Genomic DNA, 25,910 nt, shown 5'->3' on the forward strand with positions numbered 1-25,910 from the left:
ACTATGGATGTAATTCAATTTCCTGAAAAATTAATATTGACAAAAAAAGAATTAGTCGATTTTACAATTAATAATTTATTCTCTCAAAGAGGTCTATTAATTACATATTATGATTTCAACGCATTTAATTATTCAGTAAAAAGCAATGAATACTTTTCTTTGATTAAAGATAGTTTTTATGCATTTCAAGATGGGATTGGAATGTATTTAGCATTAAAATTAATATTTAAAAATATTGATAGAATAGTTAGTACTAATTACTTCAGTTATCTAATTGAAAAATTAAAAGAAAAGAAAGTTAAAATATTTGTAGTAGGGTATAATTATAAAAAAAGATTTATTGAGCAAAAGTTCAGAGAAAAGAATATTTATCTGGCAGGATATTATCATGGATTTTTTAATAAGCATGAAATGATTCATCTTATTAATAAAATAAAAAATTCTAAAGCAGAGTTTGTTTTTATTGGAATGGGAAAGCCAAGACAAGAATTTGTAGCTTATAATTTGAGAAAATATTTACCACATCTAAATTATCTGTGTGTGGGTGATTTTTTTAATTACTATCTGGGATTAAAAAAGAGGGCACCATTGTGGATACGAAATTTAGAGCTGGAATGGTTTTATAGAATAATTAATGAACCAGTAAGATTATCCGAGCGATACATTTCTGGAATCCCATTTTTTATTTATAATGTTTTATCATTCACTATAAAAATGAATTTATCCAGAGGGCAAGTTAATTATGAACAAACAAGTTCTGATAACATTTTTATTAATAGTTCATTTTAATTGTTATTCAAAAGATATTAGAATAAAGAAAATTGAAAATGGCTTCGAGGCAAATATAAAATTCAAACAGCATGATTATATAATTAATGAAAAAAATGAAATTGATTTTATTTTTGATGAAGATGAATCAAATTATGGAAGTCCCAAATTACCTTCTAAAACATTAATATTTGCAATCCCACCTGAATCAAAAGTAAATATTGAAATTACTGATAAAAATATAATACAACTCAAAGATGTTAATGTATCGTATAATCGAAAGGCAGAACATTTAAATGATGATGTGATTGATGTTCAAATTGATAACAAATTACTTAAAAAAAATATCTCTGACATTTATCCCGAAGAAGAATTTAAAATAATTGGCTATACATGGATTCGTGAATATTATTGTGTAATTATTCAAGTTAACACTCATCGTTATTCATTTCGAGATAATAATTTATTTATAATTAAATCATGTAATATTAGAGTAATTTATGATAATCAAAAGAATTACTTCAGAAATAATGAACCAGTTTCAAAGTTTGATGAATTATTAAAAAACATAATTGTGAATTATGAAGAAGCAAAAGAATTTCGTTCATTTAATAAATATGTGATAGATAAAAGTGACTGGATTGATTATTCTAAAAATTATATAAAGATTGCAATTGCAGAAGATAATTTATATCGAATAACTTATGACTATCTAATAACTCACAACATCGATCCTAATTTAATTAATCCTGCTACAATTAAAGCTTATCTGCGTGGTAAAGAAATTCCTGTTTATATAAAAGGAGAAGAAGATTATCAGTTCGATGAAAATGATTACATCGAATTTTATTGTGAAAAAAATTATTCCTATCAGGATTACAAGAAAATAGTTAAAGTTGGCGAAGATTACATTCATTATATGGATCGATATTGTGATACAAGTTTTGTTTGGCTTACTTGGGATGGTAATTATGGAAAAAGGATTCAACTGGATAAGACCAATTACACGTTTATTGAAGATACAATTAATTATCATTTAGTAAAATTACATCTCGAAGAAGATACTCGCTTATGGTATTATGATCCAACAGAACCAAGAGTACAATTACCATTCTGGCAGGAGAATAAATTATATACCTGGCAAGTTGTGGGGAACTCAGGTTCGGTAAATTTTAATTTTAATGCGAACGATGTTCTGGAAAATTCTAATTTAAATGTAACTGCAAGATTAATTAGTTATGCAGCAGATATTGTTAATAATGCATCGTTGAAGTACAATGCACATAAATATGGAATGAGTCTCAACTCACTTAATATACAGGATACAATAACATTTAATTATAAAGAAACAGTAAATTTTTCTTCAACCTTTAATGCATCTCAATTAAAAGATGGAACAAATACTATTAAAATTACTGGCTTGCCAACCAGTGTTTCATTTCATCAATCATTAATTGATTGGGTTGATGTTGAATACTTAAGAAAAAATAGAGCAGTTAATGATTCATTATTAATTACTATTCCAGATAATTTAGATAAAAAATTAAGAGTTATAAAAGTAGAAAATATTAATAGTGAAAAAGATGAAATTCTTGTTTATAAAATTCATCCTGTAACAAAAAAATTTGATAATTATATTTTAAGTGGACAAACTAATAAAACACTATTAATTATAGATACAGTAACTGGCGGCGATAAATATTTTATTACTAAACTTGATAATGTTGACGAACCAGTTTTTAAATACAGAAAACAGTTTATAAATCTAAGAAGTAATTCGAGAGCTGCAGATTATATTATTATCACTAATAAATCACTAACAAATTCCACTAATGAGTATAAAAATTTTATTACGAATTCATACAATGTAAAAGTAGAATTAATTTATGATGAAGATATTTATGATGAATTTTCATATGGACAGATTAATGCAGAAGCAATTAGAAATTTTTTAATTGCAGCATATTATAACTGGCAATCACCTAAACCTTCTTATTTGAATATAATTGGTGATGCAAATTATGATTATAAAAATGTTACTTTTCCTGCTCCAGATATTCGTAAGAAAAATCTTGTTATATCTTTTGGTTTTCCTGTAAGTGATATCTGGTATGTGATATGGGATAGTATTAGTAATGCAATTCCACAGATGTATGTTGGAAGAATACCTGCAAACAATGATGATGAAGTTCTCAATTATCTACAAAAGCATAAAAACTATTTGATAAGAAAAAAAGATAAGTTCAATAAAACATTTTTATTCTTTAGTGGTGGTAATACAACACGACAATCAGAACTCGATGAAATTAAAAATGTAAATGATTTGCTTTATCACAAATTTGTTCTTTCACCACCAGTTTATGGAACTGGAAAACATTTTTATAAAACACTAAATCCAAATACAAATTTTGGACCTTATACAAATGAAGAATTTCAAAATGCAATTGATGAAGGCGGATTATTTATATCATATATTGGTCATAGCGGTACAAGAACCTGGGATAATGGAATAACAGAAGTAGAACACATTAAAAATAAATATTCAGATAGATTTTCACTTATAACAGATTTTGGTTGTTCTACTGGAAAGTTTGCTGAACCTGATGTTGATGCTTTTGGTGAATTATTTGTCTGTCAATCTGTAAATGCACAGGCAATTGCTTATCTGGGAAATTCGAGCTGGGGTTATCTTTCTACTTCATTAAGATTTCCAAAGTATTTTTATGATATGTTTTTAAGTGATTCATTAAAAAATATTGGTTATGTACATCTTTCTACAAAAATTCTACAACTATTAGAAAATGGATTTAATGATGTCAATCGTGTGTTTACTTATTGTAACTTGTTATTAGGTGATCCAATAGTTAATCTTGCTCTACCAGAAAAGACAAATTTAGTTATTGATAATTCAAAAATTATTATTCCAAAAAATATTACAGACAACTATGATTCTGTGACAGTAAAGATAATTATTAACAACTATGGCTTATTTAATAATGATTCAATAAAAATTATTGTTACAGATTATTTTAATAACAAAATCTCTTTTGAAAAATTATTTAAAATATCTCTTCCTGAATTTGAAGATTCCATTAATATCAACATTCCAGTAAAAAATTATGCAGGTGAACATAAATTAAAAGTAGAATTAGATATTGATAATAAAATAAATGAAATTTATGAAGATGATAATATTGCAGAACTAACATTTTTAGTCTCTTCGAGTTCGTTGATGCCACTTGTACCGAGTAAATATTTTAGTGTTATTCAGGATACTTTGAAAATTCTTAATCCATTAGAAAAATCAACCAATGACGGTGAAATATTATTACAAATTGATGATGATTATGATTTTATTGCCCCAATCGAAATTTATAAATCTTTAGATACATTAATTACAAAGATCCCACTGAATAATCTAAATGATAACAACAGATATTATTATAGGCTTAAATTGAACAGCTCATCAAATTCATTTTCTGATATATATTCATTTTTTAAAATGAAGAATGAATCTAAAATTTATATTGATAATCCGAAATTTAATAGCGAAGAGTTTAAATACATCAATACGATTTATGATGAAAAAGATAAATGCTGGAAATTAAATAAAAGAACTATTTCTTTGATTATTAAATCAGCAGGCTGGTTAGATGGTTCGTATGGCTCTATACTTTATGATAATCAGGAACAACTTCCTACAACTTTTTACTGGGGTTTAGCTGCAGCAATTATTGATTCTTCTACATTAAAGCCAGTATCAGTAAAATATTTTCTTGTGCCAGATGCAGGAGTTATGGATTCAGTTGTTAATTTTATTAATTCTTTGAATGATGGAACTCTGATTGCAATGACAATTAGTGCTGATGCTCAGCAAAGTATTCTTGGTAGTAAAAATTCAAAATCAAGAAATGCTATTAAGAAATTGGGGAGTAAGTATATTGATAGTGTACAATATCGTGATTCCTGGTGTATGCTTGGAAAAAAAGGAGCTCCAGCTGGTAGTGTGCCAGAATCATATAAAAAACAATTAAGTGGTGCAACTCAATTAGAAGTTTCAAAAGAGATAAATTACGATTCGGGTTTTGTGATCTTTCCAGAAATTAGTAATTCAGGTAAATGGGAAAAAATTATACTCTCAACTGAACAACCAGAAAATTCTAATTTGATTTACTCAATTACAGGAATCAGGTCTGATGGTAAAATAGATACTTTAAATAATTTTACAACTAAAAAAGATACAATTGATATAAGTAGCATAGATGCAAAAGTCTATCCAGAATTACAATTAATTTCTAAATTTATTTCGAATACTCAAAATGAAAGTCCAGTTATTAAATCATTAACTGCATATTTTTCTTATTTGCCTGAACTGGCTTTGAATTATCAAACTGTATTTATAAGTCTGGATACAATCAAACAGGGAGAACAAATAAATTTTAAATCGAAAATTTATAATGTGGGTGAAACTCAAACTGATTCTTTCAGAATAACTTTGCAACTGAATAGAAATAATAATTCCAGTATTACTCTTCTTGATACAATTAATAATTTAAAACCTTTCAGTTATATACCAGTATCTTATATCTACACACATAAGAATGAAGATGGTTATGGCAACTTTAATTTTACTCTTACAGTTGATAAAAATAATGATGTATTAGAATTGTATGAAAATAATAACACATTTATAAAATCTTTTTATGTATTTAAAGATACACTTACTTCAGTGAATCTTGCTGAAATAAGTGTAAGGTTTAATGGTGTGGAAATTCAAGATCGGGATTACATTGATCCAGATGCATATATTCAAATTGAATTGAATCAACAACTTGAATTATCAGGAAAAGATTCTACACTTATAAAAATATTTTTAGATAATAAATTGATTTCATTCAATCAGTTACGAAATAGAAGCAAAATTGAATATGATGCGATAAATAAAAAAACTATTATCTCATTTTATCAAAAGTTTGATGAAGGAGAGCATAGCTTAAAAATATTTATAAAAAATAATTTTGAAGATTTTTCTTCATTGCCTGTATATGAAAAATATTTTCTTGTAACTTCAGAATTAGAAATGAAGAATGTTTATAACATCCCGAATCCATTTAATAACGAAACCTGCTTTATATTTGTCTTAACACAAATTCCAGATGAATTAAAAATAAGAATTTATACTGTTGCAGGTAGATTAGTTAAGGAAATCAGAATTTACAATTCAGAATTATCAACAAATCTTAATACAATCTTCTGGGATGGAAGAGATGAAGATGGAAATTTATTAGCCAATGGAGTTTATTTTTATAAAGTAATAGCTAAAAGGGGAGACAAATATTCTTCAATGATTCAAAAACTGGCTATTGTAAGATGATTTTAAATAATTGTTAGAATGATGATTATAATTCACTATTAATGATTAATGAGCAATTAATTAAAATTACTAAATCCTTACTTTAAAGATTCCTTCCATAACCACAATTTTCTACAATAAATGAGTTTAATTTACTTTTATCAATTAAATAAGATAAAGATTTTTTAAGAAGATATATTTTTATAATTTTGGTGAGCAATAAGAATTTAATTAATATAAAATATTAATAGAAAAATTATGAATTTTTTCCGTTCTAAAAAGAATTTGAAATATGTTAACTACCTTGATTTAATACCATATCACATAGCCAGCTACGAAACAAATGAGATTAATCTGGTTACAGTTCTTATTCCAAAATTTAGTAGTGAATTTGCAAAGAAGTATATTATGCCAAGATTAAAAACTCCTTTCATTAAATTAAAATTAGATGAACTTGGTTCTGCTGCCTGGCTTGAGATTGATGGTAATAAAAAAGTAATTGACATTGCAAATAATTTAAGTGAAAAATTTGGGAATAAAATTCAACCTGTAGAAGAAAGATTAACAAAATTTTTAAATCAATTGTATGAACAAAAATTAATAACCTTTAAAGAAATAAAAGGAGAATAATCATGGGTGAAATTTTAGGACACTTAAAACCATCCCTTCTGTGGAATCACTTTGAAGAAATTTGTAAAAGACCACATCCTTCGAGAAAAGAAGAGAAAGTTGCAGAATATGTAATTTCTGTTGCTAAGAAAAATGGATTGGAATATAAACGAGATGAATTTGGGAATATAGTTATACGTAAAAAAGCTACACCAGGTAAAGAAAATTTAAAATCAGTTGTATTGCAGGGACATCTTGATATGGTAGCAGAAAAAAATGCAGATGTTCAGCATGATTTTGAAAAAGATCCAATTCAACCTTACATTGATGGTGATTGGGTAAAAGCAAAAGGAACAACACTTGGTTCTGATAATGGAATTGGAGTAGCTGCTGCTCTTGCAGTTCTTGAATCAACAGATATTGAACACGGTCCAATCGAAGCTTTATTTACACTTGATGAAGAGACTGGTTTAAATGGTGCACAATCACTTAAACCTGGATTCTTAAATTCAAAAATACTGATTAATCTCGATTCCGAAGAAGATGGAGATTTATATATTGGTTGTGCAGGTGGACAATCAACAACTGCAAAATTTACTTTCAAACCTTCTGAAATTCCTAAAAATACATCTGCACTTGAAATAAAAATTACAGGTTTGAATGGTGGACATTCTGGTTTGGATATTCATAAAGGAAGGGGGAATGCAATTAAATTGATGGTACGTTTACTTCATGAATTGAATTATAAATTCGGGATAAGATTGGTTAGTATCAATGGTGGTAGTAAACACAATGCAATTCCACGTGAATGTTTTTCAGTAATTAGAGTTCCATTAAAAAATTTGAACGAAGTAAAAAGTTATGTAGAAAATTATAATCAAATTGTAAAAGCAGAATTATCAACAGTTGAACCAAATTTAAGTGTAGAAGTATCAGAATTTAAAAATCGTTCTAAGGTAATGGATAAGGTAAGTGCAACTAATTTAATTAATGCATTATATGGAATTCCAAATGGTGTTATTAAAATGAGTGCTGATATTGAAGGACTGGTTGAAACATCGTCTAATCTGGCTGTTGTTACAACTAAAGGGAAAACAGTAGAAGTAGTAACAAGTCAAAGAAGTTCAGTTGAATCAGAGAAACGTGATATTTCCAATGCAATTGCATCTGTATTTAATTTAGCAAAAGCAGAAGTTCAGCAAAAAGATAGTTATCCTGGATGGAAACCTGATGTCAATTCACCAATTTTGCATTTGATGAAGGATGTATATAAAAATTTATATGGAAGTGAACCACATGTAAAAGCAATTCATGCTGGTCTGGAATGTGGAATTATAAAAGAGAAATTTCCAGAGATGGATATGATTTCATTTGGTCCAACGATTATTGGTGCACATTCACCTGATGAAAGAGTACAAATAAGCACCGTAGAAAAATTCTGGAATACATTAGTAAATGTATTAAAAAATATACCCGAAGAAGTATAAAAATGAACTTTGTCTGCTGGTAGTTAAAACTTAGTGAACTTAGTGCTCTTAGTGGTTAAAAACTAACCACAAAGTTCACGAAGTACCTTCACTAAGGAACACAAAGGGAAATTATGATTAATTACAACGAAGCAATATAGTCATAAAAAATATCATAAAGAGAAAAATATGACCCAATCAATATCTAAACCACAACCAACATTTTTATATCGCTGGACGATTCTTCTTTTTATTAGTCTTGCAATGTTTGGCAATTATTACATTTATGATAGTATAAGTCCACTTGCTGATTTATTAGTAAAACAACTAAAGTTTACAGATGCAGACATTGGTTTACTACAGGGAATTTATAGCTTCCCGAATATAATAATGGTTCTTATTGGTGGAATTATAATTGATAAAATTGGAACACGTCTTTCCGTTTTAATATTTACTTGTTTGATAATGATTGGATCAATTATTACTGCACTTACAGGTAATTTGATTGTAATGGCTACTGGACGACTAATATTTGGCCTGGGTGCAGAATCGATGATAGTTGCAATTACTACAATAATTGCGAGATGGTTTAAAGGAAAAGAATTATCATTAGCATTTGGATTGAATTTAACAGTTGCACGACTCGGCTCTTTTCTTGCACTTAACTCTCCAACCTGGGGAAAAAGTTTATATAATTACTGGCAATCACCTTTACTTATTACAGTTGGTGCTGGAGTATTTGCATTAATAACAATTCTAATTTATTATTTTCTTGATACTCTCGGAACAAAAAAATTCACTTTACCGGAAGAAGGTTCACAGGAAAAAGTTGTTTTAAAAGAAGTATTTACTTTTCCAAAATCTTTCTGGTATATAACTGCACTTTGTGTTACATTTTACTCTGCGATGTTTCCGTTTCAAACTTTTGCTATAAAATTTTTTCAGGATGCACATAACACATCTCGAGAAGTTGGTGGAAATTTATCAAGCATGTTAACATTAGCTGCTATGATATTTACACCTTTATTTGGATTACTTGTTGATAAAATTGGAAAACGCTCTTTATTGATGATGATTGGATCATTAATGATAATTCCAGTTTATTTAATGATGGCGTATAAAGTTGGTAAACCTGATATAATGACAGAAAGTGATTTTATAAACATTAACATTAATTTCTTTGATATACATGCATCAATACCGATTTATTTAATGATACCAATGTCTATAATGGGAATTGCATTTTCACTTGTACCTGCTGTAATGTGGCCATCTGTTGCATTGATTGTTGATAATGCTAAACTTGGTACTGCATATGGATTAATGACTATGATACAGAATATTGGTTTATTTTCTTTCAATTTAATAATTGGCTTTGCGAATGATATCTCGAATGCAAGTGCGCAAAATCCAGCTGGTTATAACTTAGGTATGTGGATTTTTTCAACACTTGGATTTTTTGGTTTGCTCTTTGCTTATTTACTTGGTAAAAGTGATAAGAAACTTGATAAATAATATATTCATATTTTCTATTCTTTAATTCTTTTTTGTAATTTGATTATAGAATAATTTTTTAAGATAATATTTTAATAAAAGAATATGCAAAATTAAGTTCTTTGAGATAATAATACTTTTATTCTTCATCCGCTTTATGCAGTATTCAGAATGACATAATAAAACAAAGAAGTCATGATGAGTCATATAAAAAGCAAAATGAAGAATCAATGTTTTGTTCAACCTAAATTGTCATTCTGAGTCTGACAGAGTCGGACGAAGAATCTAACGAAGTCATCATGGAACGAAGTTACCGAAGACTCCAATATTATGATTCTGAGGTAATCTCGACGAAGTCGGATGACTGAAGAATCTGAGATCCTTCACTCCGTTCAGGATGACAGACGAGTACTTGCGAAGTCATTCTGAGGGAGTGAAACGACCGAAGAATCTGAGATTCTTTTCGCTTGAAGCGGAATCAGAATGACATAGTAAAACAAAGAAGTCATGATGAGTCATATAAAAAGCAAAATGAAGAATCAATGTTTTGTTCAACTTAAACTGTCATTCTGAGTCTGACAGAGTCGGACGAAGAATCTAACGAAGTCATTATAAGAATTAACGAAGTTATAATGAAATAATATAGTAAGAGATTCTTCATCCCGCTAAAGCGGGATTCAGAATGACAATGTAAAACCAACACTGTCATTCTGAGGGAGTGAAACGACCGAAGAATCTGAGATTCTTCACTCCGTTCAGAATGACATGGTAATGCTGATAAAATGATGTGATAAGTTGACGAAGTCATCCTGAGTCCGACAGAGTCGAGACGAAGGAATTAATAAAAAAATAAAATGAAAACTGAGATTTTTCATCCTACTAGAAGTGGGATTCAGAATGACAGTAAAAATAATGAAGACATTTAATTTAAGCGAAGTAACCGAAGAATCTCATGTACTTCGATGATTCAAAAATCTTAAATTCTTAACTTGAATTAGAATAAAAAGAAATAAATAATTACTTTTAAAAGAACTATTAAATTAACTTCGAAAAAAATAAAAAATCTATGCGAAAAATATTGTTAATAATATTAACATTAATTTTATTCAAAATAAATCTATACCCACAAACATTTGGATTTGGATGCCTTGGATTAAGTGGTTTCTATGCAGGTATTACACAACAGGAATATGAATCAAAAGGAATTACAGAATATCTTTTCCCTGAAAGTATTAATAATCCTGATTTACACACAGATTTTAATTTTAAAAAAGCTACTGGCTATCGAGTTGGTGCAAATATATTTAGAGCAAAATTTTCTAAAGTATTTATTACAGCCAAAGGATATTATCAATTCCTTAAAGAATCACATAATCGACAAATTTATACTGATATTAATGGAGAAAGAAATTATAAATATGAATTATCAATGAATCACTGGGGAGTGGGATTGGACTTAGGATTCCCGATTTTTTCACTTCTTGATTTTAAATTATTAGAAGGACATGTTACATTTATGAATCCAGAATTCAGTACAGAAGAACTTGATGTTAATAATAATATTCTGAATGAAAATAAATTAACAACAGATAAAGTCAGGATTGGTTACTTTGTAGGTTCTGGAATAATAGTTCACTTAATACCGGATTATGTTAGTATCGAAGCAACAGCTGGCTATTCATTTTATTTAATTGAAAAATTTTATGATGATAATAAAAACATTGTGATACCTGTACAGGATTCAAAAAATTATCCAGTTAATAAAAGTAAATTCTCTGCAACTCTACAGTTGAATGTTGGATTCCCGCTTTAAATATTTTCTGAAATAATATTACAAATAAACAGATGGTATAAAAATTTATTTCTTGTAACAAATTATATTTTAGTAAAAATTTTCAAGTAGATTGATTTTTTATAAAAAAAATTAGATATTTGTATATATAAAGGGCAGATAGAAAGGGCTTACTACCAGATAGATTCCAGATTCTGAAATTTTCGAATGATGTGGATTATGCGTTACGGTAAAATTTTTAGCTAATCCACAGAGTTTTTGGATATGCTAAAGTATTTTACCTCATTAGATTTTATTTTCATAAAATAGTCAGATGTAACTGACTAAGCGGAGCACTATTCAAAATTAATTTTACACTAATCAAAACTTATTAGGAGGGTTAAGATACTCGGGAACGAGGGCATTTTTTATATTCCTAACACTTGTCTGTTTTTGTTAACCATGTATTTCTTTAATAAACTTAGCGTCCTTAGCGGTTTTAATATAGTTTAACCGCAGAGGACGCTAAGCTTACTAAGCTTTTATCCTTTGCGAGCTCTGCGGTTTCAATATAGAGGTTGCCTTTTGTGCAACCCCTTTTAAAGTAAGAGGAATTAGCTGAGTTGACTATAAAAAGTACTGGAATAATTAATCAGAGAATTATTCTCATCGTAAGTAAGTAATGTTGAGAATAATTTCTTATCCTGATAATTACTCAACTTTTGTTGGATAGTTGTAGGAATAAGAGTTTCAAAGTTGAGTGGATTATCAAGATTAATTATAACTGAATTAGAACTCATTAAAGAAACATCAAATTGGGGAATAGTTTCTGTAGTACTATTTGTTAATAATAATAGAGAAATAATTTTCCCAAATTTTTCAACATCTGGATTTATCAATGATGTTTCTGTTAATGGTAGAAGTTTAATATTCAGCTTATCATTAGCAATAGTAACAGAATCAAGTCTCACTCCAATATTCGAATCAGGAACAATAATGAGTTCATTTATAACTGAATTATTATCAGTATAATTACAAAATGTAGACATTAAATAGTTAAAAGTACTTAAGTTATTAGGTTTATGGCTTGTCCAGATTTCCTTCAGTTCAAGATTTGAGTTTATTAAAGAACTGATTTTAGCAGAACAGGAAAATTTATAAATGCGTTTTTTGTAGTCTTCAGAATTAGGTGGAGTATACGATTCAGGTTTCTGAGTAATGAAATTTTTACCATTACGCTGTTTGAAAACAGCTTTTCCGAATGTTCCTTGGATAAAACCAAAGAATTGTTTATTTAGTTTTGCCATTTATACCTCCGCTATTTTTTTTAATTAATTCTATTATTTTAATTAATTGTATTATTTTAAATAATTATAGATATTAAGTATTTTTTATATACATTAATGGGGGGAGCACGAATTTTAATCTCGTTAAAGTTTGCAAAAATTAACCTATCTCTCGCTATTGAGCGAGAGACAATCGAATTTAAAACGAGAGATAAACGAAAGATAAACGAGAATATATCGAGAATTAAATAATATATAGCCGGGAGCCATAAAATATTTGACATTATTTTTACTAAATATTCAATCATTTACAAAACCAAGTATTTTTATATATAATATAATACAACGGTTTATATATGTTGCTTTTAATATTTAGTGATTTAAATCAAAAAAAACTTGAGATAATTGAAATTTTTTTAATAATATATAGTGCTCTAAATGAAAAAAACTGGAAGCGAAGAAATTTTTTTTGGTAATATTTAGTGAATTAAATGAAAAAAAATTTCATTTAGTTTTAGATTTATAAATTGAGAGGGAATAAGGAAATTCTAATAATAACCATAGTGAATAAGATAATAGGTCGGTTATAGAATTTTAGAAGTTCTGATAAAAAAGTAGAATATAATTGAGAAAGGATTTATAAGATTTTTATAATTTTAGAGACTCTTTGAATTCTTAATATTATCCTTGGTGGTACTTAGTGGTTGAATAAAATAAAAGAATCTACTGTTTACAATTATTTTGAGGGTAAAGAAACACAAACTTGTCCCGATTTAATCCCAGCCCACACCTGGTTTAGTGAGGATTACAGGTGCAAAAGAGATTTTTATTTACAGAAACAGAATGTTGTTATGCAAAGATATAATTCTGTACTAACTTTACTTTGGCTTTAATAGAAATTAAAAATTATAAATTATAAATTATAAATTAGCAATTATAAATTATGGACAAAGGATTAGGCCAAAGATTATTTGATTTTGCTGTGAGGATAATCAAGTACAGCCGCAAATTACCAAGAGGTAAAGAATATGACATCATTAAAAATCAATTAATAAAATCTTCTACTTCAGAGGATGCTAATTATGAAGAAGCTCAAAGTTCCATTTCAAAACCTGATTTCTTTAATAAGATAAATATTACATTGAAAGAAATAAGAGAAGCTAATTATTGGTTACGAATTTTAATGGAAATTACCGCTATTGATAATGAATTAAAATTTTTAATTAATGAATCGATTGAACTAAAAAATATTCTCGGTGCAATTAACTCGAAAAACAAGAAATAAATATATAGTTATTAGTAATTGATTAAAATTCTTAACATTTACAATTTATCCTTTACAATTTACCACTTATCATTTATCATTTATAATTTATAATTATCACTTATAATTCTTAACATGTATTTAATTATTGAGTACCTATATGTGCAAAATGTTGTTATGTATAATTATAACTGTGTGCTTACATTATCGCGGGAGTGGGAAAATAATAGGGGTATTATTAGATGAATTAAAGGAAGTTTAGAAATTATTAACTACAAATACAAGCAAATTACCAGCATAAATTTGATAACACAATATTCGTGCAATTTCGAGGATCTCATAATTAAAAAACTTATTATATGAAAATACTTGTAACAGGCGGGGCAGGATTTATAGGAAGTAATTTAATAGACCATTTACTGGATTTAGGATGAAAGATTGGCATACCTGGGTAAATTAAATTAACAAAAATAATAATATAAATTATAAAAGTGCATTTTAATAATAACAAGTCAATTTTTTTAAGTAAATAGGCTAACAAAAAATAATTTAATATAACAAAAGATAAAGTAAATTTCTTCAAGTGAATTATTCACGTAAATAATTTAAAATTGTTGGAGTCAAAAAATGTTTTCCAATAAAATTTTACTGATAACTGGTGGAACGGGATCATTCGGGAATGCAGTCTTAAGAAGATTTTTAAATACAGATATAAAAGAAATAAGAATTTTTAGCCGCGATGAAAAAAAGCAAGATGATATGAGACAGTTTTATAAAAATAACAAGATTAAATATTTCGTTGGTGATGTAAGAGATAAAAGAGCAGTTGATGAAGCAATGAGAGGAGCGGATTATGTTTTTCATGCAGCGGCTCTTAAACAGGTTCCCTCCTGTGAGTTTTTTCCTGTGCAAGCAGTTTATACAAATGTTATAGGTACGCAAAATGTATTAGATTCAGCAATAGAACATTTGGTAAAGAAAGTTGTTGTACTAAGCACAGACAAAGCTGTTTATCCAATAAATGCAATGGGAATGACTAAAGCACTTGCAGAAAAAGTTTTGGTTGCGAAGTCGAGGGAATTTGATAAAAATGGAAATAAGACATTAATAGTTGGAACTCGCTATGGAAACGTAATGGCTTCGAGAGGTTCTGTGATACCATTATTCGTTGAACAGATAAAAGCAGGGAAACCAATAACAATTACTGAACCCCAAATGACTAGATTTATGATGACACTTGAAGAGGCTGTTGATTTAGTTTTATTTGCTTTTGAAAATGGTAAACCAGGGGATATTTTTATACAAAAAGCACCTGCAGCTACAATTGAAACTATAGCTAAAGCTTTACTGGAACTATATAACGCTAAAAATGAGATTAAGATAATAGGTGTAAGACATGGTGAAAAGATTCATGAAACTCTCGTCAATAGAGAAGAGATGGCAAAGGCAGAGGATTTAGGTAAATTTTTCAGAATACCTGCTGATGTACGCGATCTAAATTATAATAAATTTTTTACAGAAGGAGAAAATAAATTTAGATTTTCTGAAGATTATACTTCAAACAATACATACAGACTAAATATTGAGGAAACTAAAGAACTATTAATGAAATTAAGATTTATTAAAGAAGATGTATTAGGTGAGAAATTAGAACCCATTTATGAGCCATAATAGCTATTATTAGTTTTAGATGAAAAATAAAAACTTCTTACTTTTATGATAAAAATTGGAATTACTGGCCAAAATGGATTTATAGGTAGTCACCTGTATAATTACTTATCATTATTCAGAAATGAATATAAATTAATTCCTTTTGAAAATATCATTTTTAATGATGAGAATAAATTAATTGAATTTGTTTCAAATTGCGATGTTATTATACACTTAGCTGCTCTCAATAGGCATCATAATGAAAATGAGATAATTAAAGTTAATATAGAACTGGTTGAAAAACTTATATCAGCAATTAGTAAAAGTAGTAGTAGGCCACATATTATTTTTTCATCATCAACGCAGGAAAAATTAGATAATCCTTATGGATTATCAAAAAAAATGGGGCGGAAAATATTTATAGAATGGGCGAAAAAATTAGGGTATGGTTTTACTGGATTGGTTATTCCAAATGTATTTGGACCATTTGGGAAGCCATATTATAACTCTGTTGTGTCCACATTTTCGCATCAATTAATAGTTGGAGAAGAACCAAATATTATAAATGATAAAGAATTAAATTTAATTTATGTTCAGGAATTGTGTGATGAAATCCATAAAGTCGTAATTAATTATAGAGATCAACTCATTGAAGAATATTACGTACCTTCTACTTATTCTTCAAAAGTGTCAAAAATATTGAAATTATTGGAAATATATTATTATGACTATATAGAAAATAAAATTATACCAGAATTAATAAATCATTTTGATATTAATTTATTTAACACATTTAGAAGTTATATCAATTATTTAAATTTTTTCCCGGTATTTTATAAAACACATAGTGATGAAAGAGGAATCTTCAGTGAACTTGTTAAATCCAAAATAAAAGGGCAAATATCTTTTTCAACAACCAAACCTGGTGTTACGAGAGGTAATCATTTTCATACAAGAAAAATAGAGAGGTTTTCCGTAATAAAGGGAAAAGCAAAAATCCAGATAAGAAAATATAACACAAATGATATAATTGAATTTACTATTGAGAATGGTAATCCTGGTTTTGTTGATATGCCTATATGGTATACTCATAATTTGATTAATATTGGTGAAGAAGAATTATATACAGTATTTTGGATTAATGAATTTTATAATGTAACAGATCCTGATACTTATTTTGAACCAGTTTAAAAAATTAATTTAAAAAAATTGGTTATTTAATGTTAATAAAAGAGAAAAGTAAATTAAAAGTAATGACAGTCGTCGGTACTAGACCTGAGGTTATAAGACTTTCACGAGTTATAGCACTTTTAGATGAAACTGTAAATCACATTCTTGTTCATACTGGGCAAAATTATGATTATGAATTGAATGAAATATTCTTTCGTGAACTTGAAATAAGAAAACCAGATTATTTTATGAACGCTGATGTGAGCTCTTTAGGTGCTACAATAGGTGATATTTTTAAAAAAAGTGAAGAAATCCTGAAAAAAGAGAAGCCGGATGCATTACTTGTCCTTGGGGATACAAATTCTTGTCTATCTGCATATATGGCAAAAAGGATGCATATACCAATTTATCACATGGAAGCTGGTAATAGATGTTTTGATTTTAATGTTCCAGAGGAGATTAATAGAAGAATCATTGACCACATTGCAGATTTTAATTTAGTCTATACCGAGCATGCACGTAGACACCTTTTAAGTGAGGGTTTACCTCATAGGAGAATTTATTTAACTGGATCTCCGTTAAATGAAGTATTAAAATATTATTTACCAAAAATTGAAATGTCCGATGTATTAGATAGGCTAAATTTAAAAGAAAAGGAATATTTTCTTGTGAGTATTCATAGGGAAGAAAATGTTGATAATAAAGATAATCTTATTATATTACTCAACACATTAAATAAAATTACCTATTTGTTCGAAAGAAAAGTGATTGTATCAACCCATCCAAGAACAAGAAAAAGAATAGAAGCTTTGAATAATATAAAAATTGATTCGAAAATTGAATTCCTTAAACCCTTTGGATTTTTTGATTATGTTAAACTTCAAAAAAATGCTTTATGTGTTATATCGGATAGCGGTACAATAAATGAAGAATCTTCAATACTAGATTTTCCTGCAATAACTGTTAGAAATTCTATGGAAAGACCGGAAGGATTAGATACAGGTTCAATTATACTTACAGGATTAAATGAAGATAATATAATAGATTCAATTAAGCTTGTTTTATATGAAAAAAATAGAGGCTTTAAAAAAGAATTTACAAATGATTATAAAGTTGAAAATACTTCATTAAGAGTGGCTAAACTTATTATAGGAACGGCAAAATTAAGTAATAAGTGGAATTCGATTAATTAAGAGTATAAAGCGAGCATAAATATGTTAAAGTATATTAAATTTCTTTGTATATAAGAAGCGTATGTATGTGGGAATTTTTTTACCTTAAATCCGAAATAGGGGGACAAAAACCAAATAATAATGACGTCTATTATAGAATTTTTTTTCTATAAATTTTTCACCTAATAGGTGAAAAATTTTAAATTGCCAAAAAAAGGATGTCAATGAAGCCAATAGAACCTATAAAAATACAACGTAGTGAAGAACGACTGAGTAACAGAATTGGTTTACCAATAATAGAAGAGTTAGTAAGAAGAGTTAAGATACGAGAAGAGATCGATAAAAGATTTCCCAAACCTGGTAGCAATCGAGGGATAAGGAGTAGTAATTATGTGATGACACTTGTATATATATTTTATAGATGGAGCAATTCACTTGGAAGATGTAAATCATCTTCATAGCGTAGAAGCATTTCAAGAGTTTTTAAGGGATATGAAATTACCTACCAGTGATGCCATAGAGGATTAGTTAATGAGAGTTAGAAGTAAATACACAGAGGGGGCATTGTGGGAAATGAATAAATTGCTTTTTAGATTGATTGAAAATCCTGGCAAGATATTGGATATAGACACAAACATAATTGAAGCAGACAAAGGAGATGCAGAGTGGAGTTATAAAAAGGTTTGAGGTTATCAGCCATTGATTGGGATAATGAGTGAGAGTGGAATGGTAGTAAATAGTGATTTTCGTCAAGGAAATATTTAACCACAATCAGGACTGGTTGAGTTTATAGAGAAGTGCAGAAGGGTAAATACAAAGATAAAGTATTTTAGAATAGATTTGGCACGATGGAATAAAAAACTTGTAGATTACGCAATTGAGGAAGGACTTTATTTTACAATTACATCAGATCAGACAATGTCGGTTTTGGAAGCTGTAAGATCAATTCCTGAAATAAGTTGGGAGAAAGCCTTAGATGAATATGGAATAAGAGAAGGATACGAAGTAGGGGAGACAGAATATTATTTTGGTAATAAAAAAAGGAAGTTGAGACTTGTAGTAAAGCGAAAGTTTCGTGGAGCGCAAATGAATTTGTTTGATAATTATCATTATTGGGTAATAGGGACAAAACTTACCAAAAGATAAATATACATCGTATGAAGTAATAAAATTTCATCAGAAGCGTGGAGGTATGGAGAAAAGGATAGGTGAACTTAAGCATCAAATTAATTTAGACCATTTGCCCTGCGGACAATTTAATACCAATATTTTGTATTTCACAATTGGTCTTATGGCATATAACATAATCGAGTTATTGAAGATATTTGCATTGCCGCCTGAATTTAGAAGTAAGACAATAAGATCCATAAGATATCAACTAATAAAATTGACTGGGAAATTAGTTTTACAAGCAAGATACATTATACTCAGAATATCAGCACCTTTAAGAAACATCAAAATATTCTAAAATGCATATCTAAGAGTTTGATTATCACCTCTGTTATTTTATTAGCCTGAGAACAAATAAACAATAATATTTTTCCTATTAAAAGAACAAATAATGGATAATTATAAATATTTCACAAAAAATCATTTTAGTTATAACAGAAAAATCTAAAAATACAAGGAATAAAAACTCACATAGTCGATAGAAAATTAATTTTATAACATCTCATCTATATTTTTGGACACAAATCCCCTTTCTTGTGTTCCTATATCGGATTTAAGGGATTAATAAAAAGTTTTAGTCCTATTTACAATACTTAGTTTTATGATTAAAATTGTTAGTATAATTTTTAATTGAATTAAAATAATATAAAAAAATAAGAAGGTAATAATTCATACATTAAAATATAAAAAAAAATTCAAAATTATGGTAATATAGCAATTGTGAAAATAAACTTATTAACATATCTAGTAAAAAGTCATCTGTTAAAGGTTATTACTAAATTTATACATAGTAATTCTAAATTTAAAAATTTTTTTTATTTGTATTTACATAAATACAATACATCCCATCCAAGAACTAAACTACTCGTAAAAAATATACTTGCAGGTTTGTTTATAAAAGGAGGTGTAGTTATATGTACACTTTTATTAGTACCATTAACTATAGATTTTGTGGACGTAAAACAATATGGAATATGGTTAACATTGAGTTCAATAATTGGTTGGGCGAGTTTATTTGATGTAGGTTTAGGTCACGGTTTACGCAACAAATTCGCCGAAGCAATCGCATTAAATGAGTTAGAAAGAGCTAAACACTACGTTAGTAGTGCTTATTTTACTCTAGCAATTATAATTATATTATTGTCTTTAATATATAAAATTTTAGAACCCTTCATAAATTGGGCCGTAATTTTAGCCGCTCCACAAGATACAGCATATAATCTTTCTATTGTAGCCTCTATTGTCGTATATACTTTTTTATTTCAACTATTATTAAAACTAATTAATAGCCTTTTGATGGCTAGCCAGTTAAATGCTATTGCTTCATTTATTTCTTTGATTAGCAACTTATTCAGTTTAGTCTTTATATTTATTGCAAAAAAGACTTTAACTGGGAATCTTGTTATTTTGTCTTTTATTTATAGCATTGTACCAACAATCGTATTACTCTTTTATAACATATATTTTTTTAATACAATTTATAAAAAATTTAAACCTAAATTTAGTTATGTTAGAATTTCTGATATTAAATCACTTTTTGGATTAGGTTCACTTTTTTTTATTATTCAAATTGCTGTTATAATTCAATTCCAAACAGCAAATATTTTAATAGCGCATTGGTTTAGTGCAGAAGATGTTGCTGTTTATAATATTTGTTATAAATATTTTTCCATTATTTCGATGTCGTTTTCTTTAATAATAGCACCTTACTGGTCTGCATTTACTGAAGCATATTCAAAAAATGAAATAACTTGGATAAAAAAAGTTATAAATAAAACAATAAAACTTTGGTTATTGTTCTCTTTTGTAGGTTTTATTTTATTAATATTATCACCAATTGGATTTAGAATATGGATTGGATCTAGAATTGAAATACCCTATTGTCTTTCATTTTTAATGCTTATTTATGTCCTTTTATTATGTTTTGGTAGTATTTTTGTTATGTTTATAAATGGTATAGGAAAAATTAATGTACAAACAATATCATCATTAATTAGCCCTTTAATTTTTATAATTTTAGCATATTTATTTATAAAAATATTATCATTTGGGTTATCTGGTATTGTGTTAGCAATTATTATTTCAAATTTTTATGGGCCGATTATTGCACCTATTCAATATCTTAAATTTATAAAAAGATGAGAGTTCTTTGGTTTACAAACACACCATGTAATGCTGATGAATATTTCAAAAACGAATTAAAAGGAAGTGGAGGGTGGCTAAAAGCTCTTGACCAAGAAATTCAAAAGTCTTTAGAACTTTATATTGCTTTTTATTATAAGACTAAACATTTACCATTTAAATATCAGAATACTAATTATATTCCAATACACATAAACGAGAGCTTAATTAAAAGATTTATTAGAAAATATTTTAATAAAATAATATTGAATGAACATTTAAATATTTACATAAACATTATTAACACAATAAAACCAGATATTATTCATATTCATGGAACCGAAAATCCATTTGCATGTATAGTTCCATATGTACAAATACCAGTTGTTATATCAATTCAAGGGAATGTAACAATATATTATCACAAATATTTCTCTGGTATAGAAAGACATTATTTAAATATTAATATTTTAAATGAACATAAAATGAATTATTATAAATTTAAAAAAATGGCAAAAAGAGAAATAAATAATTTACAGCATTGTAAGTATATCATTGGTAGGACAGATTGGGATAGAAGAATATCTAGAATTTTCGCGCCCAAAAGTAAATATTACCATTGTGATGAGATATTAAGGGATGTATTTTATAATACAAAATGGAACCCACCATATAATAAGAGATTTAGAATTATTACTACTACCACCCCTGTATTTTATAAAGGTTTAGAGACGATATTTGAAACTATGTATGAGCTTGGGAAATTAGGATTAGATATTGAGTGGTTAATTGCTGGTATAGAATTAAATAATAGTATTTTAAAAGTTATAAAAAGGAAACTGAGAGATAAGTACACATTAAAAAATATAATATTTTTGGGAAAACTTAATGATAAAGAATTGGTTAAGAATTTACTTGAAGCTGATTTATACGTCATGCCTTCACATATTGAAAATAGCCCTAACAATTTATGTGAGGCAATGATACTTGGGTTACCCTGCATCTCCACATTTGTAGGAGGAACTGGTTCAATTGTGAACAATAATGAGGATGGAATTTTAGTACAAGATGGGGATCCTTGGGCTTTAGCAGGTGCAATTTTAGAGATTATAAAAAATAGAGGTAGAGCTATTGATTTGGGGTCCAATGCTAGACAAAGAGCACTGATTAGACATGATAAAACTAAAATTGTAAATGAATTAATAAATATATATAATGATATTATAATATCCGAAAAATTGACATGACCTAATAAAATTTTATAATTGTTTTTTTCAAACAAAATAGCATTATAAAAATATTTATGTGTTTACTCATTGGATAAATAAAAATAATTACGCGCTAATAAAATATTAGTTAACTAAATAATAAGCATTCAATAAATAAAGAACTATTGTATAAACAAATTAATTGAGAAAGATTTATAATATTTATTATATCAATAAAATTTAAACATCATCTTATTTAATTAAAGTATTATTTGAATATAACTAAATCTGATGCCGTTTAGATTATAGCTTATAAAATAGATTTTGTTGAATTTTATGTGATATTATAATTTATGTCTCAATATTTTAGGTAGCATATTGTTTTAATCTATTTTAATTATCGTTTTTTATATCTTTTTAATCATATTTTATTATAATATTTACTAAAAAAATATAAATGAAAAAAAATAATTACACTTATGAAAATAAAATGTCTTATAAATTTTATAATTATACTTTAGTTTTATATATGCTTTTATTATCAGGTAATCCATTTTTTAATCAAAATATTGATTTATTTGGTTCATTTACACTTATATTTTTCATTCCTATATTTTTAAGAAATCCAAAAATTTATTTTAATAAAACTTTTTTACTTTCTCTATTATTCTTTGTTGGCTTTGAAGTGTTTCATTCTATAATTTTTAGCCTTGATTATTCTAAAACAATTATAAAAATTGCATTATTATATATTTATGGGTACTCTATAATTATTTATATAGGAAAAAGTTATATTAATATATATGTAAAATCAATGACAATAATAGCATTGGTTAGTTTTATTTTTTATGCCATAAATTTTATTCATACAATAATTCATCCACTTTACAATTTAGCCGATAATTTATTCCCTTTAAAAGGTGATTATCAAAATTATAAAACCCCTACATTATTAATTTATACTTTTGATCCTAATTATATAATGGGACAAACACAATTTCCTAGGAATGCTGGAATATTTTGGGAAGCTGGAGCTTTTGGTTCTTTTTTAGTTATTGCTTACTTTTTATATTTATTAGAGATTAAACCCGGTAGTATAAGAGGTTTATTTGATAGAACATCTAAAATTCTAATACTGGCAATAATAACCACTTTTTCAACAACTTGTTTTGTTGCATTATTTTTCGTATTAATATTATTTTCTTTCAAAATGAAAGGTTTTTATAAGGTCTTTGTTTCTATCTTTTTTATTTTATTAGGATATTATTTATTTATTAATCTTCAATTTCTAAAACCCAAAATAGAACAACAATTTACAGAAGCATATATTTCGGCAAATAGATTTGGGGCTCTGTTATTAGATTTGAAAGATATTAAAGAGAGACCATTAACTGGTTGGAGTCGAAGAACAGAGGTCTTATTCGGAAATGATTTAATTTCTTCACACAGACCTAATGGAATAACGAATTTATTAAGGTCATATGGTTTTATTTATACATTTTTATATTGGTTTTTGATATATAAATCATTTGAAAAAATTACAACAAAATATAATTTATCACGAATTTATGCTATTGCTGGTTTAACTACTATTCTAATTCTTGCATTTTCTCAATTACTATTTGAAAAAGTATTTTTTAGATCGATTATTTATCTTGGCCTAAATTATACTTCTTATTATATGAATCGAAAATAAAAATAGATATGTTTTTTCCACGAGTTTTAATTATTGGAGAAACTTTTCATAAAAGAAGTGGAGGTGGTATAACTTTACTTAATCTTTTTTCAAATTGGCCAAAAGAAAATATAGCGGTAGTATCTACACACAAAACAATCGTTAAAACAGATAGTAACTATCATTATATACCAATTTATCAATTGGGAACGGATGAGATTAGGCCAAAATTCCCGCTTAATTTATTACAACAAAAATATTATTCTGGAAGATATATTTTTAATGTTGATTATAATAAAAAAGGAATGAGTAAAACACCCATACATTTTAATGGTAATATTAAAAAATTAATTGATAAATTATTTTCGTCTTTTGGTTTATACTTTTTACTATCAAGAACTCTCCCTTCTAAAAGATTGTATGATTTTATTTCAGAATTTAAACCGGATATTATATATACTCAATTAAGTACTCTTGAGCTTATTCGGTTTGTTTCAATTATTTCGAACAATCTAAAGGTTCCGCTTGCAATTCATATAATGGACGATTGGCCAAAATATCTGCCAGATAAGTGTATAATTTTTAAAAAATATTGGGAAAAAATAATTGATAAGGAATTAAGAAAGTTATTCAATGAAGCTAAATTCCTATTTTCTATTTCAGAAGGTATGTCGAGAGAGTATTTACAGCGCTATGGAAGAGAATTCATCCCATTTCATAATCCTATAGATTTAAATAAATGGCTTCCATATTCTAAAAAGGAGTGGGGAAAAAATAATCCATATAAGATATTATATACAGGCCGTATAGGACTGGCTAATTCTAATAGCTTGCATACTATCTGCAAAGCAATTGATTATATATTTTTGAAATATTCAATAAATATTACTTTTAAAATTTATGCTAATAATTTTGATCCTAAAAATGTTAAGTATTTTGAAAAAAAATATAAAAGGGTTAAAGTTTTCCCACCAGTAAATTATGAAAGCATGCCAAAACTTCTAAGTAGTGCTGATTTACTTATTTTACCACTGGATTTTGATAAAAAGAGTATTCAATTTGCTAGATTATCTATGCCTACAAAGGCTACTGAGTATATGATATCAGGTACACCGACTATTGTTTTCGCAGATAGTAAAACTTTTTTATCAGAACATGCTAAAAAAAACGAATGGGCTATTGTTATCAATGAAAATAATTACAAGATTTTAGCTTCTAAAATACTAGATTTATATAACAATGAAGAATTAAGAAAACACATAAGTAAAAATGCTAAAAATTTTGCTATTAAAAATTATGATATACAAAAAGTTACAAAAGAATTTTACGAGAAACTTATTCAATAATATTTTTAATAATAAATAAGATATTTATAAATAAATTGGAATAGTAGTGAAAAGGAGTAACTGTAAATCTATATCAAGCTGAGTATTCGTAGACATAGATATTACAATTTTAAATTTTAATCATAACTTAATTAAAAATAATTCATAAATTTTATATATTTATATTAATATTTAATTTGAACTATTAAAAGTTTAATTATAATAAAATCAATAATTTAATATCTAAAAATAGATTTAGTTTATTCTGTGATACATATTATAGAATATTATTTATAATTATATATTCTTTGTTAAAATTAAATATAGAATATATAATCTTTATTTCTAAAATTTGCACTAAATATATTATGATTAATAAAATGGAATTTAAATTAATTTTAATACATC

At 27.0% G+C, this 25,910-nt stretch carries 20 protein-coding genes; 19 read left to right on the forward strand and 1 reads right to left on the reverse strand.

Going from position 1 to position 25,910, the window contains the following annotated elements:
- Positions 1 to 3: 3 nt before the first annotated feature.
- From VJY38_RS08940 to VJY38_RS08965, 6 genes are all read left to right on the forward strand, one after another.
- A complete protein-coding gene (locus tag VJY38_RS08940) occupies positions 4 to 789 on the forward strand; it encodes a WecB/TagA/CpsF family glycosyltransferase (RefSeq protein WP_353680349.1) in 786 nt (261 codons plus the stop codon).
- Complete coding sequence (locus tag VJY38_RS08945) at positions 743 to 6,142, forward strand: C25 family cysteine peptidase (protein WP_353680350.1); 5,400 nt, start codon at positions 743 to 745, stop codon at positions 6,140 to 6,142. Before VJY38_RS08940 ends, VJY38_RS08945 begins: the two co-directional genes overlap by 47 nt.
- A 237-nt stretch (positions 6,143 to 6,379) precedes the next feature.
- The gene (locus VJY38_RS08950; protein ID WP_353680351.1) at positions 6,380 to 6,751 is read left to right on the forward strand and encodes a PqqD family protein; all 372 of its coding nucleotides are present in this window, start codon (positions 6,380 to 6,382) and stop codon (positions 6,749 to 6,751) included.
- A gap of 2 nt (positions 6,752 to 6,753) precedes the next feature.
- Positions 6,754 to 8,217, forward strand: a complete 1,464-nt coding sequence (locus VJY38_RS08955) for an aminoacyl-histidine dipeptidase (protein WP_353680352.1) — start codon at positions 6,754 to 6,756, stop codon at positions 8,215 to 8,217.
- Between the two features lie 168 nt (positions 8,218 to 8,385).
- Positions 8,386 to 9,711, forward strand: coding sequence for an MFS transporter (locus VJY38_RS08960; protein ID WP_353680353.1), 1,326 nt, complete (start codon positions 8,386 to 8,388; stop codon positions 9,709 to 9,711).
- Between the two features lie 1,045 nt (positions 9,712 to 10,756).
- Positions 10,757 to 11,503 carry a hypothetical protein gene (locus VJY38_RS08965; RefSeq protein ID WP_353680354.1) on the forward strand — a complete coding sequence of 249 codons (747 nt, stop codon included), beginning with the start codon at positions 10,757 to 10,759 and terminating at the stop codon, positions 11,501 to 11,503.
- A gap of 572 nt (positions 11,504 to 12,075) precedes the next feature.
- On the opposite strand, the gene VJY38_RS08970 is transcribed toward VJY38_RS08965, so the two are convergent.
- Complete coding sequence (locus VJY38_RS08970; protein WP_353680355.1) at positions 12,076 to 12,768, reverse strand: hypothetical protein; 693 nt, start codon at positions 12,766 to 12,768, stop codon at positions 12,076 to 12,078.
- A 922-nt stretch (positions 12,769 to 13,690) separates the two neighbouring features.
- Between VJY38_RS08970 and VJY38_RS08975 the strand changes: the two genes are divergently transcribed.
- The 13 genes from VJY38_RS08975 to VJY38_RS09035 all read left to right on the forward strand — a co-directional run bounded on the left by VJY38_RS08975 (position 13,691) and on the right by VJY38_RS09035 (position 25,523).
- Positions 13,691 to 14,032: a four helix bundle protein gene (locus VJY38_RS08975; RefSeq protein ID WP_353680356.1), complete on the forward strand. Its 342-nt coding sequence runs from the start codon at positions 13,691 to 13,693 to the stop codon at positions 14,030 to 14,032.
- A 338-nt stretch (positions 14,033 to 14,370) separates the two neighbouring features.
- Complete coding sequence (locus VJY38_RS08980) at positions 14,371 to 14,445, forward strand: NAD-dependent epimerase/dehydratase family protein (protein WP_353680625.1); 75 nt, start codon at positions 14,371 to 14,373, stop codon at positions 14,443 to 14,445.
- A gap of 193 nt (positions 14,446 to 14,638) precedes the next feature.
- Positions 14,639 to 15,682 (forward strand): polysaccharide biosynthesis protein, encoded by a 1,044-nt coding sequence (locus VJY38_RS08985; RefSeq protein ID WP_353680357.1) that lies wholly within the window; start codon positions 14,639 to 14,641, stop codon positions 15,680 to 15,682.
- A gap of 45 nt (positions 15,683 to 15,727) precedes the next feature.
- Positions 15,728 to 16,852: a polysaccharide biosynthesis C-terminal domain-containing protein gene (locus VJY38_RS08990; RefSeq protein ID WP_353680358.1), complete on the forward strand. Its 1,125-nt coding sequence runs from the start codon at positions 15,728 to 15,730 to the stop codon at positions 16,850 to 16,852.
- 29 nt (positions 16,853 to 16,881) lie between these two features.
- Complete coding sequence (gene wecB / locus VJY38_RS08995) at positions 16,882 to 18,024, forward strand: non-hydrolyzing UDP-N-acetylglucosamine 2-epimerase (protein WP_353680359.1); 1,143 nt, start codon at positions 16,882 to 16,884, stop codon at positions 18,022 to 18,024.
- Between the two features lie 203 nt (positions 18,025 to 18,227).
- Positions 18,228 to 18,464, forward strand: a complete 237-nt coding sequence (locus VJY38_RS09000) for a hypothetical protein (protein ID WP_353680360.1) — start codon at positions 18,228 to 18,230, stop codon at positions 18,462 to 18,464.
- A 70-nt stretch (positions 18,465 to 18,534) separates the two neighbouring features.
- On the forward strand, positions 18,535 to 18,690 hold the full coding sequence (locus VJY38_RS09005; RefSeq protein ID WP_353680361.1) for a hypothetical protein: 156 nt from the start codon (positions 18,535 to 18,537) through the stop codon (positions 18,688 to 18,690).
- A gap of 153 nt (positions 18,691 to 18,843) precedes the next feature.
- The gene (locus VJY38_RS09010; protein WP_353680362.1) at positions 18,844 to 19,149 is read left to right on the forward strand and encodes a hypothetical protein; all 306 of its coding nucleotides are present in this window, start codon (positions 18,844 to 18,846) and stop codon (positions 19,147 to 19,149) included.
- A 19-nt stretch (positions 19,150 to 19,168) separates the two neighbouring features.
- Complete coding sequence (locus VJY38_RS09015; RefSeq protein ID WP_353680626.1) at positions 19,169 to 19,471, forward strand: transposase; 303 nt, start codon at positions 19,169 to 19,171, stop codon at positions 19,469 to 19,471.
- Positions 19,472 to 19,992: 521 nt separating this feature from the next.
- Complete coding sequence (locus tag VJY38_RS09020; protein ID WP_353680363.1) at positions 19,993 to 21,315, forward strand: MATE family efflux transporter; 1,323 nt, start codon at positions 19,993 to 19,995, stop codon at positions 21,313 to 21,315.
- The gene (locus tag VJY38_RS09025) at positions 21,312 to 22,541 is read left to right on the forward strand and encodes a glycosyltransferase family 4 protein (protein WP_353680364.1); all 1,230 of its coding nucleotides are present in this window, start codon (positions 21,312 to 21,314) and stop codon (positions 22,539 to 22,541) included. The genes VJY38_RS09020 and VJY38_RS09025 overlap by 4 nt, the downstream gene beginning before the upstream one ends.
- A gap of 418 nt (positions 22,542 to 22,959) precedes the next feature.
- Positions 22,960 to 24,198: an ACT domain-containing protein gene (locus VJY38_RS09030; RefSeq protein WP_353680365.1), complete on the forward strand. Its 1,239-nt coding sequence runs from the start codon at positions 22,960 to 22,962 to the stop codon at positions 24,196 to 24,198.
- Positions 24,199 to 24,206: 8 nt separating this feature from the next.
- Positions 24,207 to 25,523, forward strand: coding sequence for a glycosyltransferase (locus VJY38_RS09035; protein ID WP_353680366.1), 1,317 nt, complete (start codon positions 24,207 to 24,209; stop codon positions 25,521 to 25,523).
- Positions 25,524 to 25,910: the final 387 nt, after the last annotated feature.

This window comes from Rosettibacter firmus (assembly GCF_036860695.1).
GTDB lineage: Bacteria > Bacteroidota > Ignavibacteria > Ignavibacteriales > Melioribacteraceae > Rosettibacter > Rosettibacter firmus.

Excerpts from the sequence above, each read along its gene's own strand:
- VJY38_RS08940 (WP_353680349.1), top strand. The coding sequence starts at position 4 with ATGGATGTAATTCAATTTCCTGAAAAATTAATATTGACAAAAAAAGAA.
- VJY38_RS08945 (WP_353680350.1), top strand. The coding sequence starts at position 743 with ATGAACAAACAAGTTCTGATAACATTTTTATTAATAGTTCATTTTAAT.
- VJY38_RS08950 (WP_353680351.1), top strand. The coding sequence starts at position 6,380 with ATGAATTTTTTCCGTTCTAAAAAGAATTTGAAATATGTTAACTACCTT.
- VJY38_RS08955 (WP_353680352.1), top strand. The coding sequence starts at position 6,754 with ATGGGTGAAATTTTAGGACACTTAAAACCATCCCTTCTGTGGAATCAC.
- VJY38_RS08960 (WP_353680353.1), top strand. The coding sequence starts at position 8,386 with ATGACCCAATCAATATCTAAACCACAACCAACATTTTTATATCGCTGG.
- VJY38_RS08965 (WP_353680354.1), top strand. The coding sequence starts at position 10,757 with ATGCGAAAAATATTGTTAATAATATTAACATTAATTTTATTCAAAATA.
- VJY38_RS08970 (WP_353680355.1), bottom strand. The coding sequence starts at position 12,768 with ATGGCAAAACTAAATAAACAATTCTTTGGTTTTATCCAAGGAACATTC.
- VJY38_RS08975 (WP_353680356.1), top strand. The coding sequence starts at position 13,691 with ATGGACAAAGGATTAGGCCAAAGATTATTTGATTTTGCTGTGAGGATA.
- VJY38_RS08985 (WP_353680357.1), top strand. The coding sequence starts at position 14,639 with ATGTTTTCCAATAAAATTTTACTGATAACTGGTGGAACGGGATCATTC.
- VJY38_RS08990 (WP_353680358.1), top strand. The coding sequence starts at position 15,728 with ATGATAAAAATTGGAATTACTGGCCAAAATGGATTTATAGGTAGTCAC.
- wecB (WP_353680359.1), top strand. The coding sequence starts at position 16,882 with ATGTTAATAAAAGAGAAAAGTAAATTAAAAGTAATGACAGTCGTCGGT.
- VJY38_RS09000 (WP_353680360.1), top strand. The coding sequence starts at position 18,228 with ATGAAGCCAATAGAACCTATAAAAATACAACGTAGTGAAGAACGACTG.
- VJY38_RS09005 (WP_353680361.1), top strand. The coding sequence starts at position 18,535 with ATGAGAGTTAGAAGTAAATACACAGAGGGGGCATTGTGGGAAATGAAT.
- VJY38_RS09025 (WP_353680364.1), top strand. The coding sequence starts at position 21,312 with ATGAGAGTTCTTTGGTTTACAAACACACCATGTAATGCTGATGAATAT.
- VJY38_RS09030 (WP_353680365.1), top strand. The coding sequence starts at position 22,960 with ATGAAAAAAAATAATTACACTTATGAAAATAAAATGTCTTATAAATTT.
- VJY38_RS09035 (WP_353680366.1), top strand. The coding sequence starts at position 24,207 with ATGTTTTTTCCACGAGTTTTAATTATTGGAGAAACTTTTCATAAAAGA.